Genomic DNA, 14,019 nt, shown 5'->3' with positions numbered 1-14,019 from the left:
AATTATCTATTAAAAAGTTTCACGGCTACGCCAATTCTTCCGGAGGGAACCAGTTCCTGTATATCGCCCCGGTAACAGAATTCTCCTAAACCGAAGACGAAAAACGTATTGTTAAAATGGTATTCTATTTTCCCCTGGAGATTAAGCGCCGGGTGTAGTTCCTGGTTAAGCCAGTTCACTTTGCGCTGTATCATAGACACCCCGGCAAGCGCCACGTAATTAAAGCGGCGGCCGTAGTTAAATACTTTGCCGGCATAAACTTCTACGGCCTTAAAATTAATGGCAGTAAATACCTGGTAAGTAGCCTGCAATTGGAAACCACGATCTCTAAAGCCTATACTGTAAGAACCATTATAGGCAGGCTCGTTCACTTTGCTTCCATAAATAGCGTTTCCCGGATCTACACCGGTGGCCATAAAAGCAAATCTTGTATCTCTCTCCTGGCTTAGACTTAGGAGCGGAAATAAAATTATTATTATAATGTTTCTCATTACGCCGCGATTTGAAGTTTTTCAAAATATTCTTCCAGAGCATTTTCGTGAGCTTCAAAAATTGCTTTGGCAGTAGTTACTTCTACAGAATTCCCGATAAACTTTTTCTTATCGGTTTGGGTTCCTACCAATTTATAGCCTTCAGGAAAACCTTGGATTTTTAAAAGCTCTGGAATTTCGAGCATCCGCATTTTTATATCAGCAATCCCGTATTTTTCCATTAATACCTGGATTAAGTATAAAGGTGCTTTATCCTGCCTTGCAATTACTGTAGGGCTTGGCCGGTTAACTGTAGTGCAATGACCGCCGTGAGATGGGTTTAATATAAAAGTTAAGATCTTTTGTTTTGGATTGGTAGTAACAGATCCTATAGGCCTTTCTAAAGATGAAGTGTTTCCTGTACGATATTGATTAAATATTAGCTGAATTTTTCCAAACCGGTCTTTTGTTGGAATGGTTCCGCAAACTGTATTGATAGAATTGTAATTATGACCATTCCCGTAGTACTTATATAAAAAGCAATCTTCATTTTCCTTAATCGCTTTAATAATACCAGAATGAATGACATTTAAAGTATTATTACAAAGTTGTTTCTTTCGATCAAAAATGGATTTTCCCTGATCTTCTAAATTCAGAATATCTTTTACTTTTTTCCAGGGCTTTAATGACTCAAAAAGACCTAGGTTTTTATTAACTTTTTTAGCGTGAGTTTGTTCCGGCCATACAATTGGAATTTTGGGTTTCGCGAATGTTGCGAAATACCTATTTCTTGAAGTATACGCTCCGTGATCTGCAGCATTTATATTTTTACAGTCGAATTTATAACCGTGAGATTTTATTGAATCTACCCACTTAATATAATCAATACCTTTTTTCTCTTTAATTGGCACCATTTTATATTTGATGCTTTTGGTTTTAGACTTAGGATCTAAAACAATATTACAATAGCTTCCTTTTTTCGATTTCCTGGTATCTTCTTTAATTCTAAGCGGCCCCCAATCTCTAAATTCAACTACGTTTTCAATTTTTAGAAAATCTGGATTGATCGCATTCAAATACATTTCAAGGTGATCAGCTAAAGTTCTACTATCACCATCACGAGAAAGACCGCCTTTAGCTTTGCTATGGTTTGTGCATTCCAATGATGCCCATACAGTAATTATACAGCCTGGATAAAGTTTTCTAAGGGCATTCACCCTCAGTTTTAACCAGAATAAAACTTCCGGGTTTCTGATATCTTCTGTAAGATGTTTAGCTGAAGGATGGTTTAACCTATGACTTTCTATAGCTTTTAGATCGTGGTTTACACAAAATACCACTTTACTGTTTCCTTTAGCCAAGTGAACCCCGGCAGATGTACCACCGGCCCCACAAAACAAGTCTATTACAAATTCTCTCATCTTAATAAGTATATTTTGTCCAGTGAATAAGCTTAGATCCAGTGGCGGTAGTTTCATTAAACCAGGAGAAAAAATCCTCTACCGTATCAAAACCATCGTTTTGCGCGAGAATTTGTAGTTGAATATCCCATTCATAAATTTTTCCTTTTACGCTTCCGCGAGCTTTCCAAAAGTTATCGCTTAATTCAACTTCAATATGATCGTGAAAATGAGTAAAATCAATTGATTGAACAGCGGTACATTTCATCACCGGTGCAAATAAAAATTGGTTAGGCTTTCTAACATTGATATAGAAATGAATATCATTGCCTGGTTTCCAACGATCGTGATAATCTCCCCGTATGGTATGGGCTTTAAAAACATTGCTCAATCTCAGATGATCATAAAGCGTCCAGTTAATATCGTAATCTGCTCTTTCTTTTAATAACTTGTCTACAAGCTCACGATTGGCAAAATCTACCTGGTATTTTTCCCTGTAAAATGAAAAGAGCAGCTCTTCATCTAACGATGTCCATATCTTCTCTACAAAGTTGGTTCTATAGTTAGCCATATGCGAGGGCATATCGTCTGGCCAGTATTTTGAAAATGATAGTGTCATAATTGATAATATTTGATTTTGATTTATTCTGCGCTTGCTGTTTCCCAACATTTATCACAGAGAGTATTAGATATAAAATTATTGTTTATCGTATCTGTAGAGCCACAAACCCGGCACTCATTTTTAGGTTTAGCCAGTTTAAATACTGCTTCCCTTGCTTCTTCAAAAGAAACTTCATCATCTTGCATTTTGCTTTGGTAACGGTTGGTATTAATAAGCAATGCGATTTCCTGTAGCTCGGTCCCGGAACAATTGTTTAAAAATTGTTCCGGAGAAATATCGAGCGTATATGCTTTTTGAATTCGTGGCATAGCTATGCAGTTTGAAGTCTGTGACGGTTATACCTGCAGGGTTTCTCTAGCATTCTAATTTTTGGTCTTAGCCAAAGCTCCATTGTTTCTACGTGGTAATCGGGCACCTCGTTCACCAGGTCAAACAATACTTTATGCCTGGGCTTGTATTTTTTATGAGTTAAAGCTTCCACTTTTTTCTCCAGGGCAAGGATCCTGTTTTTCTGCGCGTCGTCTACACGGTTAGAAATGCCGGTGATTAAGCCTTCGTAAATGCGCTCATACTCCGGGTATTTAGCCATATAAGCATAGAAGTTATTACGGCTGTTAATTACCGCTGCGTGGGTAAGTTGCAAGCATTTACTTATTTCGGTAAGCGAGTAATTAAGCCTGCCGATTCCAATTTTCACGAAAACAGCACGGGATATTTTGTATTGATCTTCGCGGTTCTTTAGCATATTCTTAATGCCGAAAGCTTTTTCGATATCCTCTTTTAAAATTTGCAATTCTGTTGTCATAATAATATTTGATTATAGATTAAACTTAATTTTTGTTTCTAAGCATTCCCTGGGCGACATAAAGGCAAACACCGGCGCCAAATAGGAGTGCAGCGATTAAAAGTATTAGGTACATTAGTTTTCAGTTTGGGGGGTTCCAAAGGTTTTCCCGCACTTGCTGCAGCGCGGCACCACCTTTTCTACATTTACCGTTGCCACGGTAACAAAAAGTGTCCTGGCTTCTTTTGGATGCGAACAAAGAAGCCGTTTAATCCAGGCCCTCATTTATTTTATCGTCTAAAAACGGTACATAAGGACGGTTGGCTTCGTTTACCATTTCCTCGGCATCTGGAGTTGGAATGCTGGGATTTTCTTCATTGGGATGGTTCGTGTTCATTTTTCTTCTTTTTTAATTTTGGTTTCACTTTAGTTTCGTAGAGTTCTTGATAGAGTTCTTCAATTCTTTCTATCCAGAGCTTTTTTTTTGCATTGTAGGCGGTTTTCCCTCTTGAAATCTTGATTATATACCGTCTTTCCCAATTTGGGCTTCGATTATATTCTATTTCAATATAATATTGCCCCCAATCCTTATTCATCACAGGATAAATCCTGATGCCGTGGCGGTTGCAAACTCCTCTTTTACTTTCTTGAACGTCCATTGATGAGTTCTTTTAAACGTTGATGAAGCGAGATATTAATTTCGCTGTATAGCCGGAGTTCTTTTCTTACAATTAAGAATTGAAAGCAAAGACCTACACGATTTACTTCTTCAATTGTTTTGCAATTGTGGGCAATGGTCTTAATTTCATTTACTGTATACATTGCGTGACTTTTTAAATTCAAAAAAACCGTGATTGGCGCATTTAACAACTTCTATTAAATCGGTTCTCATTTTTTTGGTTGGATGCAATTCAAAATTGAGCGTAGCGATAATTTTAGGAGTTGGAATAGTGAAAGATTTTTCTCCTCTCTTTTCCACCTTAATTTTATCTGTTAGAATAATTGATTTTATTACTGGCCAATTCTCCAAGGTGAGATCATCAAAAACAATTAGATCTGTTTCAGCATTAACCATAGAGAAAATAAATGGTTGGCATACTAGATCTATTTGTCTACAATTAATCCAAATAAAATTTTCAAAAGCCAGCGCCATTGTTTTTGCGCAAAATGTTTTTCCGGAATTGCGAGCTCCTGTAATTAATGTTACTTGTTTCATAATATTTGATTTTTAAAAGTCTATTGGATCTGGATCGTCTCCAGTATCTAAATCGTTGTTAGGATAGTCCTGGCTATCTCCATTGTTGTCACGGTCCTCAATCTCCTCATCGCTTAAATAAGGGCTTGAGTTAATTTTCGTGTCCAGGTAAAAGAATTCTTCACTACCGTTGCCGGTCTTTTTAATAATTCTTCCGTTGCTGTCCAGCCCCTGGCTTTTAGGATTAAAAACGTAGTTGTTGTAATTGGCATAAGCTTTAAGCGACTTTTTAAAACTGGTAGTTTTCATTTTGCTGCGGGTGGCCGCAATAAAATCGTCGTAAGCTTCTTTCTTGCTAATAGCACGATCAAGGTTTAAGTATTTATCGTCAAAATCTTTTTTCTCAAAAAATACTTCGGCCCAATCCAGGAAGTCTTTACCCATTTCAGAAATTAGGTTTCGCTTCTTTACATTATCCATTGGCGGATTAATTTTACTTGGATGCTCCAGGAAAAACTTAATACAGAAGGCAAGGAAATTGAAGTACTTATTCCATTGGGTCTCGTCAAAATCCCTAAAGAGGTTCTTGCCACCAAAATCGTCACTCACCTGTCTAATTTGTTGGTACTCGTCGTTAGAATTATAGTGATAGTAATCGCTAAAAACGGTATACAACAATCTACGCTCGGTACTGGGATCTAAATCCCTGGCCGTAAAGTTTGAAGTGATAATAAATTTTGGAGCTTTATCAAACGGGATTTCGTAGGGCTTCCCATTTTTAGGATTAACTTTAAGCGAACCGGTAATTTCTGAGAAAAAGAAATTAAAATTAAGGTACTGATGCGCATCATCTATAAAAATATAGTCAGTGTCTTCAGTAACGCCGTGATAAATAAAATCATTCTGCGTAAGTTTTGGATCCCTTCCCTTTAAATAAAACCGGCGGGAAAGTACATTGTTTAAATAGCCATAGCATAAAGATTTACCAGAACCCCCGTGCGCTTCGCCTAATTCACTTAGTTTATTATCCATTGCGAATACACACCAGGCTTTAGACTCGTTTTTGTATTTATGCAGGGCGTAACCAATGGAGTATATCTTATTAATTAAATGAAGCTTTTGCTCCAGGCGTTCATCGTCTGAAAGATTGGGGCCCGCAATATCAAATTGATGCTTTTTAAAATATTCGTCGGCTTCAACCTGGGGGCGATCATCAAAAGAATCTTCCAGTTCCTTTCTCCAGTACATCCTGGAGGTATTAATTAGGTAATTGAAAAACATATTATCTTTTTCATTCACCTGTATATCCATATCGCCGTGCTTGTCTGTAAATATTTTAAATGGTTCCTGCTCGGCCAGTTTCACATTGTGTTCAATAACCTTATCGTCCCAAATAAATTTATCTACTTCTCCAGGTCTAAATTCTTTAATGCCCGAAGCTTTCACTTCCCAAACTTTTTTACGGAAAAATAAATACTGCGAATCCCTATCGGCATCGGTAAAATCTATATCTATCATTGGCAGCTTAGCCATATGGCGCTCGCTGAGAAATTGCGTTTTATAGATCATATCCCGAAGATCTGTAGGCTGGTCTTTTACAAAATCAATTACAAAATCTTCTATTACGTGGGCCTTAATCTCTTTTACGAAGTTGCCAACGATTTGGATAAACACATAGCCGTCTTTTTCATTCTCATCTTTATAGCGGCCAAAACCCATATTTCTCAAGAAGTGAAATGACTGGGTATTTTTAAATTGATATTTAAATCCGTAATCCTGGGGAATGGCCGTCCAAAACTGAAGGGGCAGGGAGTTTTGAAAAAGCTTCGCAATTTTATTACTGAATTTTTTTCGCTCCTTGCCAGTCTTTACTACCAGGTCTTTAAAATCTTTACAGGGATTGCCGCGTTTATCTTTAAATTTCTTCAAATAAGATGGTAACCAAACCAGGTTAATATCTAAAAATTGAAGCCCGGTTTTAAGTGCTTGCTTTTTCCCGGTGCTATCCAAATCTGCGATGTAATAAATTTCTTTACACCACATCTTTAGTTTTTTGTATTCTTCAAAAGTGAGCTGATCGGTTTCAGAATTAGACCAGATAGGATAATACCCGAAGCTCCTAAGATTTAGGCCATCACTACCTCCCGAAACGATAAATGCAGCATCCAACTTTGGATCGTAATTATCAAGGCTTTCCTCGTTGTTTTTGGCTTCATCAATTTCAGCCTTATTATCATTGAAGATCTTCTTAATAACATCCATTCCAAACCAATGTGTTTTTGGTTTAGATCCTATGTACATAAACCGGAACTGCTTCTCGTAGCTCATTGGTTGGTACAGCTTTTTCCATTCTCCAAAATCAAAACAAAAAATGGGATAATCTTCAGTGGCTGTAATTACTACTACTTCATTTTTCTTTACGTGGCTGTAAGAATCTACATTGTGCAGTTTATATTCCTGGCAATGAATATCGCTAACGTATGGCCCTAGAACGGCTAAACTTTTCTCGTCAAAATCCTTGTATTTAAAATCATATTCCCCTTCAGTTTCGCCTTCTTTTACATCGCGTTTAGTGATTTCTGGCATTATAGGCTTCCAGTCTTGCTGAGCGCCTTTAATACCATATTTACTGCCAAGGTATGCGCAAGCTTCTGGGAATTCCTTTCCGTCTTCCAGCATACAAATAGCGATGGCGTGACGCTCTTTTTGATCTCCACCAAAATCGGTTACATAAAACCAACCATCTTCTTTTTGCCTAACAGAAGCACTTGCGGTATTCTCGTTTCTAATCTTAAATTTATTATCCTTACGGGCTAGGCCTTCATCTACATTAGGATAGTAATCCCGAATAATCTGCAGGCCACCGTCGGTACCGTCTAAAATGTCTTGATATTTAACGTAGCTCATTAATTTACCGTTTGGGGGGTTGAAAATTCGGCGTTGGCTGTGTCTTTAATTGCTCTAATCTGTTCTTCTAAATCCTGTATTTGTGGAATAATAGGCGCAATTTGCTCGGCAATTTCTTCCGGAGAGAACAAACCTGAATCGTTTAGGTTTGCTATATGCGCATTAAGCAGGTTCTGCTTAGATCGTAACATTCGTAATTGTGGATCCATATCGAGGGGTTTAAAGTCCGCCGCAGCGGACTTATATTAGTTTACAGTGAATAGAAATCTACACGCATCCCTGCGCCAGATCTCGCTATTTTAATTTTTAAGTTATGCCTCCCGGCCAGGGATAGTAAATGGATAAGCTGCGTGTTGTGCAGTTCTTCATTTACATTGGCCTTAGCCTGCATCACTTTTCCATCTTGGTTGGGATAGATTTTAGCATTAAAAGACTTTTTAAAAATGTTCTCCAGGTCTTCTAAAAATTGCTGGTCTAATTTGATTTCTTGAGCTACTTCTGCCATAATTGTAATATTTGATTTGATTAATAATTCGGTTTATTTCAAGCTACTGGAAAGGCTTACATCATCAAGAGTGACTACTTTTCCAATTATAATGTTAGCCCAAGCTCTTTCCTGCATTTCTTTAGCATTTGTGGCTTCGGGGAGATCAAAAAAATCATCTAATATTTTCTTTGCTTCTTCCTCTGAAATTTCAATTTCACCGTGAGTGAAATGGAGCTTCTTTTTAGGGCCATCTATTTCTCCAGTTTGTTGTTTAAAAAATTTCCGCTTTGCCATAATTTTAATATTTGATTTGATTAATAATTGGGTTATTCTTCTACTGATTGGATTAATTCTTCGGATCCATCAAGTATTAATTTTATCTCTTTCTCGGGCGCTTCGTGGATAAGAGTTAGTTCTCTACGGATATATTTTGTCATATCTTTAAGCTTCTCTAGCAGAGCATCACGCTCCTTCAATAGTTCACTGGGAAGCTTCTGGCATTTGTTCGCGATTTCAAAAGCATCTGCTACTAGAACAGCATTTGCCTCTACTTCTTCATCTGGAGTGACTCCAATATCGGTGGCTACCATAGCTACTTTAACATCCTCCACTTCAATCTTTTTAGCAATGCCTATTTCACATTCCACGGCCTTAATAGCCCATTCTTTTCCTTGAGTAATTCCTAATTTATTTGCCATAACTAATTATTTGATTTTGGTTTTTAAAAAGCCTACCGGTAGGGCGGCAGGCCTATTGTTGGTAACAATACTTCTAATAAAAGAAGGGTAATTAAAAGAACGTAGCATTTAGCCTGGGCTAAATAAGGTTAAGCTTCACGGCAACCATTGCCGCTTCTTGCTTGGTTTGTATTTCTAATTTTTTATAAAGTGTAGTTTTCGCCAGGTTAAAACTTCCCTGGGGAAGACCGAGTTTAAAGGCAATATTTTCGTTAGTATCTGTAGAGACCAGGTGTTTTAAAATCCTTATTTCAAAAAACGAGATTTCAACACCCTTATATTTTGGTGGCTTGCAAATAATACCCTCTGCAGGACACTTGCCGCGGTTTGGGCATTCGCAGTATTCGCCTTCCTGAAGTTCGTAGTCAACGATATCGGCTTTAAAATCAAGCCCACCGTAACGGCAGCTTGCAAATTGCACCAGGCGTTTTAATTTAGAATTGGGATGCCACTTGTTTAAAAGCTTTTCGGTTTCCGGCTCTTTCTCAATTTGCTCTTCTAAAATGCGGTGACAGGTGTAAGGCGCGTCTTTAAAATCTACCATACCGGCTTTAATAAAGACTTTAAGCATCCCGTTCATATTAAAGAATTCTACACCGTCACAGGCAAGACCGGGATAAATACGATCGGTTGGAGTTGTTTGTTCAGTTGTCATAATTAGTAATATTTGATTTGATTATTCAGTTACATATTCCTCGAGCTTCTTGGCTGCTTTTTTATTCTCGCGTGCGAATTCGAGAATAACAGCCAGAACCGCTGCGTCTTTTTTTCTAAAAGTCTTTACGTTTCTTACCAGTTGGGAGTTCACGCTTATTTTACGCTTCTTACAGCGCTCAATAATAACGTTGGTATAGTAGTCGGGGATATGATCATCTATCAGGGAAACAATACTTTCTGCTTTATTCGAACGCATATTGTATAGCTCCTTTAACTTGATTACTTTTGTTTTGTCTTGTGTCATTTTATGCTATGTTGTGCAGCAAATATATTACATATATGTAAATAAACAACACAAAAATACACAAGTGTATTAATTTATAATCATTCTAAATATGGAATTTGCAGAGCGGGTTAGAATTTTAATGAAGGAAAATGGCCTAAGCAACAAAGCTTTAGCCGAGAAAACAGGCGAGCACAACACAGCCATTAGTAATTATTTGACCGGCAAGCGAAAGCCCAAAGCAGATTTTATATTAAAGCTCGCTGATGTTTTTGAGGATGCAGATCTAAACTGGCTTTTTCGAGGATCGGGCAGAGATATACTTCAGGAAGAAGGTACGAAGTACTCAGTACCAAAAACCCCGGAGCTAATAATTGAAAGTATAGAAGAAAATCTAGGGGAATTAAAGCAGCTTTTGTCACAAAAATGACACAAAGCCGCTTCTAAACCCCGTGTTAACTGTTTTGTCTGATTCCTGGCAAGGTCACAAAATAAAATCCCAATTAGCTAATTATCAGGCGATTGGGATTTTTTTTGTTCAAAATTTATATTTTTAGTCCATATTGTTGCAGTATTATTCCTGCTTTGCTTAAAATCCTCACTCTTCCTTAATATTTAAGTGAAAATGTAAGCTTCCCTTAAAAACGAACTGTTTAAAAGTATAATATATTTTATAACTTTAAACCGTAATTATGAAGAAGAGTAGATATACACCACAGCAAATCGCAAAGATTTTAAAGGAATTTGATAACGGAAAAACGGCCGCAGAAATCAGCCGTGAATATGGCATTAGTACAGCTGCATTCTACAAGTGGCGGGAACGTTATGGCGGAATGAACGGCAAAGAGCTGAAGCGCCTGAAGGACCTTGAGGAGGAAAACCGAAGGCTGAAGCAGATGTATGCCAATCTATCTCTGGATCATCAAATGGCCAAAGAAATCATTGAAAAAAAGCTTTAAAGCCCTGCCGTAAAAGAACCATTGCCAAAGAACTTACGCATTACGGTATTAGCAGGGCGTGCCGTGTTTTAAATATGAGTAAAAGCGTTTTTTATTACAGGCCGATTCCAAAGGACGATACTGCTATTGAAGCGGCCTTACAACAAAAAGCTAAAGAACATAGCGAAGAAGGCTTTTGGATGGCTTACGATCGTCTAAGAAATGAAGGCAAGCCCTGGAACCATAAACGGGTATACCGGGTCTATAAAAAGCTTGGCCTAAGTTTGAGACGAAAGGTAAAAAAGCGGTTACCTGCCAGAGTTAAAGAACCCCTGGAGGCTCCCATAGCTCCTAATCGTAGCTGGAGTATTGATTTTGTAACCGATGTTCTGGAAAATAAAAGGCGCTTCCGTGGTTTAACCGTAATCGATGATTACAACCGGGAAGCATTGCATATAGAAATTGATTTTTCACTGCCCAGCAAACGTGTGGTCTGGGTACTAAACCATTTAATTAATCGCAGAGGAAAACCTCAAAAAATAAGAATGGATAATGGACCTGAATTTGTTGCTAAGATCGCTTCAGAATGGAGCCAGATGCAAGAAATCGACTTTCAGTATATTCAACCCGGGAAACCAACTCAGAATGCTTTTATAGAACGATTCAATGGAACCTATCGAAGGGGCGTTCTCAATAAGTACCTTTTTGAAAATCTCAATCAGGTAAGGGAACAAACCGAGACCTGGATGGAAGATTACAACAATGTAAGGCCACATAATGCACTGGGAAAAATGGCCCCCGTAGCATACGCAAAAACTCATTCTCCTGGCGGTACCGCCAGGAGAATGAAAAATGATATTTTTGGACAATCAAGCAGTTCTAATTAGGGGAAGCTTACAAAAAATTCAGTATTTTTTCTATTTTTAAAATCTCATTAACAAAAATGGCAATCGTTTCCCTACACGCTTTGTTCAATAATTAATCACTAAAAAATAAATTATGAGCTTTTTTTCTTTTTTCCCGATTATAATTATGCTTGTTTATTTCGCTATAATATTTGGAATACTTTATTTGATCTTTAAGTGGGTTAACAAATTTATCAGTTTACGAGAAGAACAAAATGGGCTGTTAAGAGAGATTATTAATAGAATGGAGGATAATAAATAAACCATTATATATTTCTAATTAAAGATTATTATAAGGGTTTGAATTTTTAAAATATATAGAAAGGAATGCTTGTAAAAATTATATAGATCTGTTAGCCATTTGAACAAACCTAATGAAAAAATCACTTTTAATAATATCTATCTTATTTGCTCTGCAAAGTTGCAAATCTGATAGGAAAAATACTGAAAAACAAGCATATTCACGCTGGGTTGGTGACATAGCGCAAAATGAGCAGATTGATGATGTAAACTTTAAAGTTTGCCATGGTGATAGTCAAATTCTTCAATATTTCAATTTGGGCCAGGGTCCTGTTTATGCCGGAGAAAAATCATCTATTCTAAACACTTTTAAGTCAAAATACGAAACCTTGCCAGATAGTGATCAAAACGGCTTTATCAGGCTGCGTTTTATAGTAAACTGTGAAGGTAAAACAGGACGATTTAGAGTATTGCAATCTGATGAAAATTTTGAGGAAATTGAGTTTGATAAAAAAATAGTTAATCAACTTGTAGCTATAACCAAAGGTATTGAAAACTGGGAAATTTTTTACCGCCAGGATAATCCTATTGACTATTATATGTATCTCATTTTTAAAATTAAAGATGGACAACTAACCGAAATTTTGCCTTAATGAAAAAGTTAAGTTTAATATTATTGGTGTTTTCATTTTTCAAATTATTTGCACAACCCAATTGCGAAGCATACAAATATCAGGGAGACACATTAAAATACGAAGCCTGTAAAAAAGCGATGGAGGCTAGAGAGCATTACCAGTTTAGTAAGGAATACCAAACTATTCTAGACGAATCCTTAGCCATAGATCCCACATTCGATTATGCTTACTGGGCAAAATCTATTGCTTATCTTAAAAGTGGAGATTTTGTAACCTGGAAAAAACTTATAGATAAAGCTGTAGAGCTCAACCCAAAAGAACATCTTGGATATAGGGGCTGGTGTCGCTACCAATTTTTTAGAGATTATAAAGGAGCGATTAAGGATATTGAAAAGTTAGATAGTTTGGTAGATTACGACATTGGTCAGGGCCAAAATGGAACTTATCATTTAAACATAGCAAAAGGCTTGTGTTATAAAGGAATTGGGGAAAAAGAAAAAGCAATAGCAATTATTGAAAACCAAATAAAACTAAATGAGGCTGAAGATTTTGTAGGTTCCTATGATTATTTACATCTCGGGGTACTTTATTTAGAAACCGAGAGATTTGAGCAGGCAATTGAATTATTTAAAAAGCAATCTCAAAATAATGATTTAGCTGAAAATCAATATTATTTGGCATTAGCTTTTTTGAATTTAGATAAACCCACTGAATATAAATCGTCTTTGGAAAAAGCCAGGAAACTTTACAAGGAAGGAAAGCAAATTTCTGATCCCTATTCAAATCCAATGGATAAAATATACCTTGAAGATATTGAGAATCAATTAAAAAAAGTTTCAAAAAATATAAATGATGAATAAAGCAAGATTTGAAAACTTGATGATCGTAATAATTGCGGCAATTCTTTTAATTGTAAGTTTTCTGAACAAAGAAGAATATAGTCCAATCTCCTTAATCCCTTTAATATTCCTATTCTTAAGTGGAAAGCTATTTTATAAGGAAAAGCGCAGCAAAGCCTGATTAGAAGTAGAAAAATTAAAATCTATAAATAGGCAGGATATTCTACTGCTACACTACTGGAAATTATTTTCTATGTATTATTCCTCCTCATTTTCCAGCCTATCAATTATTTTTTCCATTTGTGCGATCTCTCTTTTTTGAGCGGCAATAATTTCTTTAGCAAGTTCTTTAGTTTCGGGATCTTTTAAATTGGCTTCCTGGCTGGTTAAAATTGCTGAAGCATGATGCGGGATCATCCCTTTCATATATTGAATGTCTGAAATTCCTGTTTGTGTTCGCATCATATAATATACAGAACCAAAGCCGACTATAGAGACTACTAAAATAATTGCGTTCAGGGTTTTATTTTTATACATCCCCAGCATAAATAGCAGCATAATAACCGCCATAGCTGTAATCATTAAAAGCGTCATATACGTGCGCATGGTACTTAACATTACATATTCAAACTTATCAGCGTTTAAGAACATTATGCCGTACATTACTATGAATGAGACCAACATCATTAAACCGAATTTTGCGTAATTTCCCTTTTGCATAATTTATATTTTTAGTTTGGTTGTTTCTTTTATACTGCCACATTTTGGCATTTCTTACCTTCTATAAGGATTTTTAATTTCCTCAACCAGCTTATATATTTCATAGTTGTGGTTGTAGATTATCCTTTCTTATCTAATTTATAGCTTATTAATCGGAGCTTCTTTAAAATTTTCATAAAAAAAGTAACTGGAATTTAAAA

Annotated in this window: 20 protein-coding genes; 4 read left to right on the top strand and 16 right to left on the bottom strand. The window is 36.5% G+C overall.

All coding sequences use genetic code 11. The features are described 5' to 3' along the window. Window positions 1-2: 2 nt before the first annotated feature. The 15 genes from J0871_RS16775 to J0871_RS16710 form a co-directional block, all read right to left on the bottom strand. Window positions 3-491: a hypothetical protein gene (locus J0871_RS16775; protein WP_208226347.1), complete on the bottom strand. Its 489-nt coding sequence runs from the start codon at window positions 489-491 to the stop codon at window positions 3-5. Beyond that, entirely contained in the window at window positions 491-1,891 is a 1,401-nt protein-coding gene (locus J0871_RS16770; protein WP_208226346.1) for a DNA cytosine methyltransferase, read from the bottom strand. Before J0871_RS16770 ends, J0871_RS16775 begins: the two co-directional genes overlap by 1 nt. Before the next feature lies 1 nt (window position 1,892). Then, window positions 1,893-2,489, bottom strand: a complete 597-nt coding sequence (locus J0871_RS16765; protein WP_208226345.1) for a hypothetical protein — start codon at window positions 2,487-2,489, stop codon at window positions 1,893-1,895. 23 nt (window positions 2,490-2,512) lie between these two features. Beyond that, a complete protein-coding gene (locus J0871_RS16760; RefSeq protein WP_208226344.1) occupies window positions 2,513-2,800 on the bottom strand; it encodes a hypothetical protein in 288 nt (95 codons plus the stop codon). Between the two features lie 2 nt (window positions 2,801-2,802). Beyond that, window positions 2,803-3,297 carry a hypothetical protein gene (locus J0871_RS16755; RefSeq protein WP_208226343.1) on the bottom strand — a complete coding sequence of 165 codons (495 nt, stop codon included), beginning with the start codon at window positions 3,295-3,297 and terminating at the stop codon, window positions 2,803-2,805. A gap of 247 nt (window positions 3,298-3,544) precedes the next feature. After that, complete coding sequence (locus J0871_RS17390) at window positions 3,545-3,673, bottom strand: hypothetical protein (RefSeq protein ID WP_262897405.1); 129 nt, start codon at window positions 3,671-3,673, stop codon at window positions 3,545-3,547. Then, window positions 3,651-3,935, bottom strand: coding sequence for a hypothetical protein (locus J0871_RS16750; protein ID WP_208226342.1), 285 nt, complete (start codon window positions 3,933-3,935; stop codon window positions 3,651-3,653). Before J0871_RS16750 ends, J0871_RS17390 begins: the two co-directional genes overlap by 23 nt. 146 nt (window positions 3,936-4,081) lie before the next feature. Next, a complete protein-coding gene (locus J0871_RS16745) occupies window positions 4,082-4,492 on the bottom strand; it encodes a hypothetical protein (protein ID WP_208226341.1) in 411 nt (136 codons plus the stop codon). Between the two features lie 12 nt (window positions 4,493-4,504). Further along, window positions 4,505-7,378, bottom strand: a complete 2,874-nt coding sequence (locus J0871_RS16740; protein WP_208226340.1) for a primase-helicase family protein — start codon at window positions 7,376-7,378, stop codon at window positions 4,505-4,507. Next, window positions 7,378-7,587 (bottom strand): hypothetical protein, encoded by a 210-nt coding sequence (locus J0871_RS16735; protein ID WP_208226339.1) that lies wholly within the window; start codon window positions 7,585-7,587, stop codon window positions 7,378-7,380. Before J0871_RS16735 ends, J0871_RS16740 begins: the two co-directional genes overlap by 1 nt. 41 nt (window positions 7,588-7,628) lie before the next feature. Then, window positions 7,629-7,883: a hypothetical protein gene (locus J0871_RS16730; RefSeq protein WP_208226338.1), complete on the bottom strand. Its 255-nt coding sequence runs from the start codon at window positions 7,881-7,883 to the stop codon at window positions 7,629-7,631. Window positions 7,884-7,916: 33 nt separating this feature from the next. Beyond that, window positions 7,917-8,159, bottom strand: coding sequence for a hypothetical protein (locus J0871_RS16725; RefSeq protein WP_208226337.1), 243 nt, complete (start codon window positions 8,157-8,159; stop codon window positions 7,917-7,919). 32 nt (window positions 8,160-8,191) lie between these two features. After that, on the bottom strand, window positions 8,192-8,563 hold the full coding sequence (locus tag J0871_RS16720; RefSeq protein WP_208226336.1) for a hypothetical protein: 372 nt from the start codon (window positions 8,561-8,563) through the stop codon (window positions 8,192-8,194). A gap of 118 nt (window positions 8,564-8,681) precedes the next feature. Further along, window positions 8,682-9,257 carry a response regulator transcription factor gene (locus J0871_RS16715; protein WP_208226335.1) on the bottom strand — a complete coding sequence of 192 codons (576 nt, stop codon included), beginning with the start codon at window positions 9,255-9,257 and terminating at the stop codon, window positions 8,682-8,684. Window positions 9,258-9,278: 21 nt separating this feature from the next. Beyond that, complete coding sequence (locus J0871_RS16710; protein ID WP_208226334.1) at window positions 9,279-9,563, bottom strand: hypothetical protein; 285 nt, start codon at window positions 9,561-9,563, stop codon at window positions 9,279-9,281. A gap of 91 nt (window positions 9,564-9,654) precedes the next feature. Here J0871_RS16710 and J0871_RS16705 point away from each other — a divergent pair, with 91 nt between their 5' ends. The 4 genes from J0871_RS16705 (at window position 9,655) to J0871_RS16690 (ending at window position 13,120) form a co-directional block, all read left to right on the top strand. Continuing rightward, the gene (locus tag J0871_RS16705; protein ID WP_208226333.1) at window positions 9,655-9,972 is read left to right on the top strand and encodes a helix-turn-helix transcriptional regulator; all 318 of its coding nucleotides are present in this window, start codon (window positions 9,655-9,657) and stop codon (window positions 9,970-9,972) included. Window positions 9,973-10,234: 262 nt separating this feature from the next. Then, window positions 10,235-11,367, top strand: a protein-coding gene (locus J0871_RS16700; protein ID WP_133548194.1) for an IS3 family transposase whose coding sequence is annotated in 2 segments (ribosomal slippage) — window positions 10,235-10,496 and window positions 10,496-11,367 — 1,134 coding nt in all. Because the reading frame shifts where the segments join, the coding sequence is not laid out codon by codon here. A 392-nt stretch (window positions 11,368-11,759) separates the two neighbouring features. Continuing rightward, a complete protein-coding gene (locus J0871_RS16695; protein ID WP_208226332.1) occupies window positions 11,760-12,278 on the top strand; it encodes a hypothetical protein in 519 nt (172 codons plus the stop codon). Next, complete coding sequence (locus J0871_RS16690; protein WP_208226331.1) at window positions 12,278-13,120, top strand: hypothetical protein; 843 nt, start codon at window positions 12,278-12,280, stop codon at window positions 13,118-13,120. The genes J0871_RS16695 and J0871_RS16690 overlap by 1 nt, the downstream gene beginning before the upstream one ends. A gap of 237 nt (window positions 13,121-13,357) precedes the next feature. On the opposite strand, the gene J0871_RS16685 is transcribed toward J0871_RS16690, so the two are convergent. After that, window positions 13,358-13,819, bottom strand: a complete 462-nt coding sequence (locus J0871_RS16685; RefSeq protein WP_208226330.1) for a DUF305 domain-containing protein — start codon at window positions 13,817-13,819, stop codon at window positions 13,358-13,360. Window positions 13,820-14,019 lie beyond the last annotated feature (200 nt).

The organism is Salegentibacter sp. BDJ18, assembly GCF_017579965.1.
Taxonomy (GTDB): domain Bacteria; phylum Bacteroidota; class Bacteroidia; order Flavobacteriales; family Flavobacteriaceae; genus Salegentibacter.
This window is presented reverse-complemented; position numbering and strand designations above follow the sequence as displayed.

What these genes read in the sequence shown, in the direction of transcription:
- J0871_RS16770 (WP_208226346.1), bottom strand. Translation starts at nt 1,891, where the DNA reads ATGAGAGAATTTGTAATAGACTTGTTTTGTGGGGCCGGTGGTACATCT.
- J0871_RS16765 (WP_208226345.1), bottom strand. Translation starts at nt 2,489, where the DNA reads ATGACACTATCATTTTCAAAATACTGGCCAGACGATATGCCCTCGCAT.
- J0871_RS16710 (WP_208226334.1), bottom strand. Translation starts at nt 9,563, where the DNA reads ATGACACAAGACAAAACAAAAGTAATCAAGTTAAAGGAGCTATACAAT.
- J0871_RS16730 (WP_208226338.1), bottom strand. Translation starts at nt 7,883, where the DNA reads ATGGCAGAAGTAGCTCAAGAAATCAAATTAGACCAGCAATTTTTAGAA.
- J0871_RS16725 (WP_208226337.1), bottom strand. Translation starts at nt 8,159, where the DNA reads ATGGCAAAGCGGAAATTTTTTAAACAACAAACTGGAGAAATAGATGGC.
- J0871_RS16745 (WP_208226341.1), bottom strand. Translation starts at nt 4,492, where the DNA reads ATGAAACAAGTAACATTAATTACAGGAGCTCGCAATTCCGGAAAAACA.
- J0871_RS16735 (WP_208226339.1), bottom strand. Translation starts at nt 7,587, where the DNA reads ATGGATCCACAATTACGAATGTTACGATCTAAGCAGAACCTGCTTAAT.
- J0871_RS16750 (WP_208226342.1), bottom strand. Translation starts at nt 3,935, where the DNA reads ATGGACGTTCAAGAAAGTAAAAGAGGAGTTTGCAACCGCCACGGCATC.
- J0871_RS16695 (WP_208226332.1), top strand. Translation starts at nt 11,760, where the DNA reads ATGAAAAAATCACTTTTAATAATATCTATCTTATTTGCTCTGCAAAGT.
- J0871_RS16720 (WP_208226336.1), bottom strand. Translation starts at nt 8,563, where the DNA reads ATGGCAAATAAATTAGGAATTACTCAAGGAAAAGAATGGGCTATTAAG.
- J0871_RS16775 (WP_208226347.1), bottom strand. Translation starts at nt 491, where the DNA reads ATGAGAAACATTATAATAATAATTTTATTTCCGCTCCTAAGTCTAAGC.
- J0871_RS16690 (WP_208226331.1), top strand. Translation starts at nt 12,278, where the DNA reads ATGAAAAAGTTAAGTTTAATATTATTGGTGTTTTCATTTTTCAAATTA.
- J0871_RS16760 (WP_208226344.1), bottom strand. Translation starts at nt 2,800, where the DNA reads ATGCCACGAATTCAAAAAGCATATACGCTCGATATTTCTCCGGAACAA.
- J0871_RS17390 (WP_262897405.1), bottom strand. Translation starts at nt 3,673, where the DNA reads ATGAACACGAACCATCCCAATGAAGAAAATCCCAGCATTCCAACTCCA.
- J0871_RS16740 (WP_208226340.1), bottom strand. Translation starts at nt 7,378, where the DNA reads ATGAGCTACGTTAAATATCAAGACATTTTAGACGGTACCGACGGTGGC.
- J0871_RS16685 (WP_208226330.1), bottom strand. Translation starts at nt 13,819, where the DNA reads ATGCAAAAGGGAAATTACGCAAAATTCGGTTTAATGATGTTGGTCTCA.
- J0871_RS16715 (WP_208226335.1), bottom strand. Translation starts at nt 9,257, where the DNA reads ATGACAACTGAACAAACAACTCCAACCGATCGTATTTATCCCGGTCTT.
- J0871_RS16705 (WP_208226333.1), top strand. Translation starts at nt 9,655, where the DNA reads ATGGAATTTGCAGAGCGGGTTAGAATTTTAATGAAGGAAAATGGCCTA.
- J0871_RS16755 (WP_208226343.1), bottom strand. Translation starts at nt 3,297, where the DNA reads ATGACAACAGAATTGCAAATTTTAAAAGAGGATATCGAAAAAGCTTTC.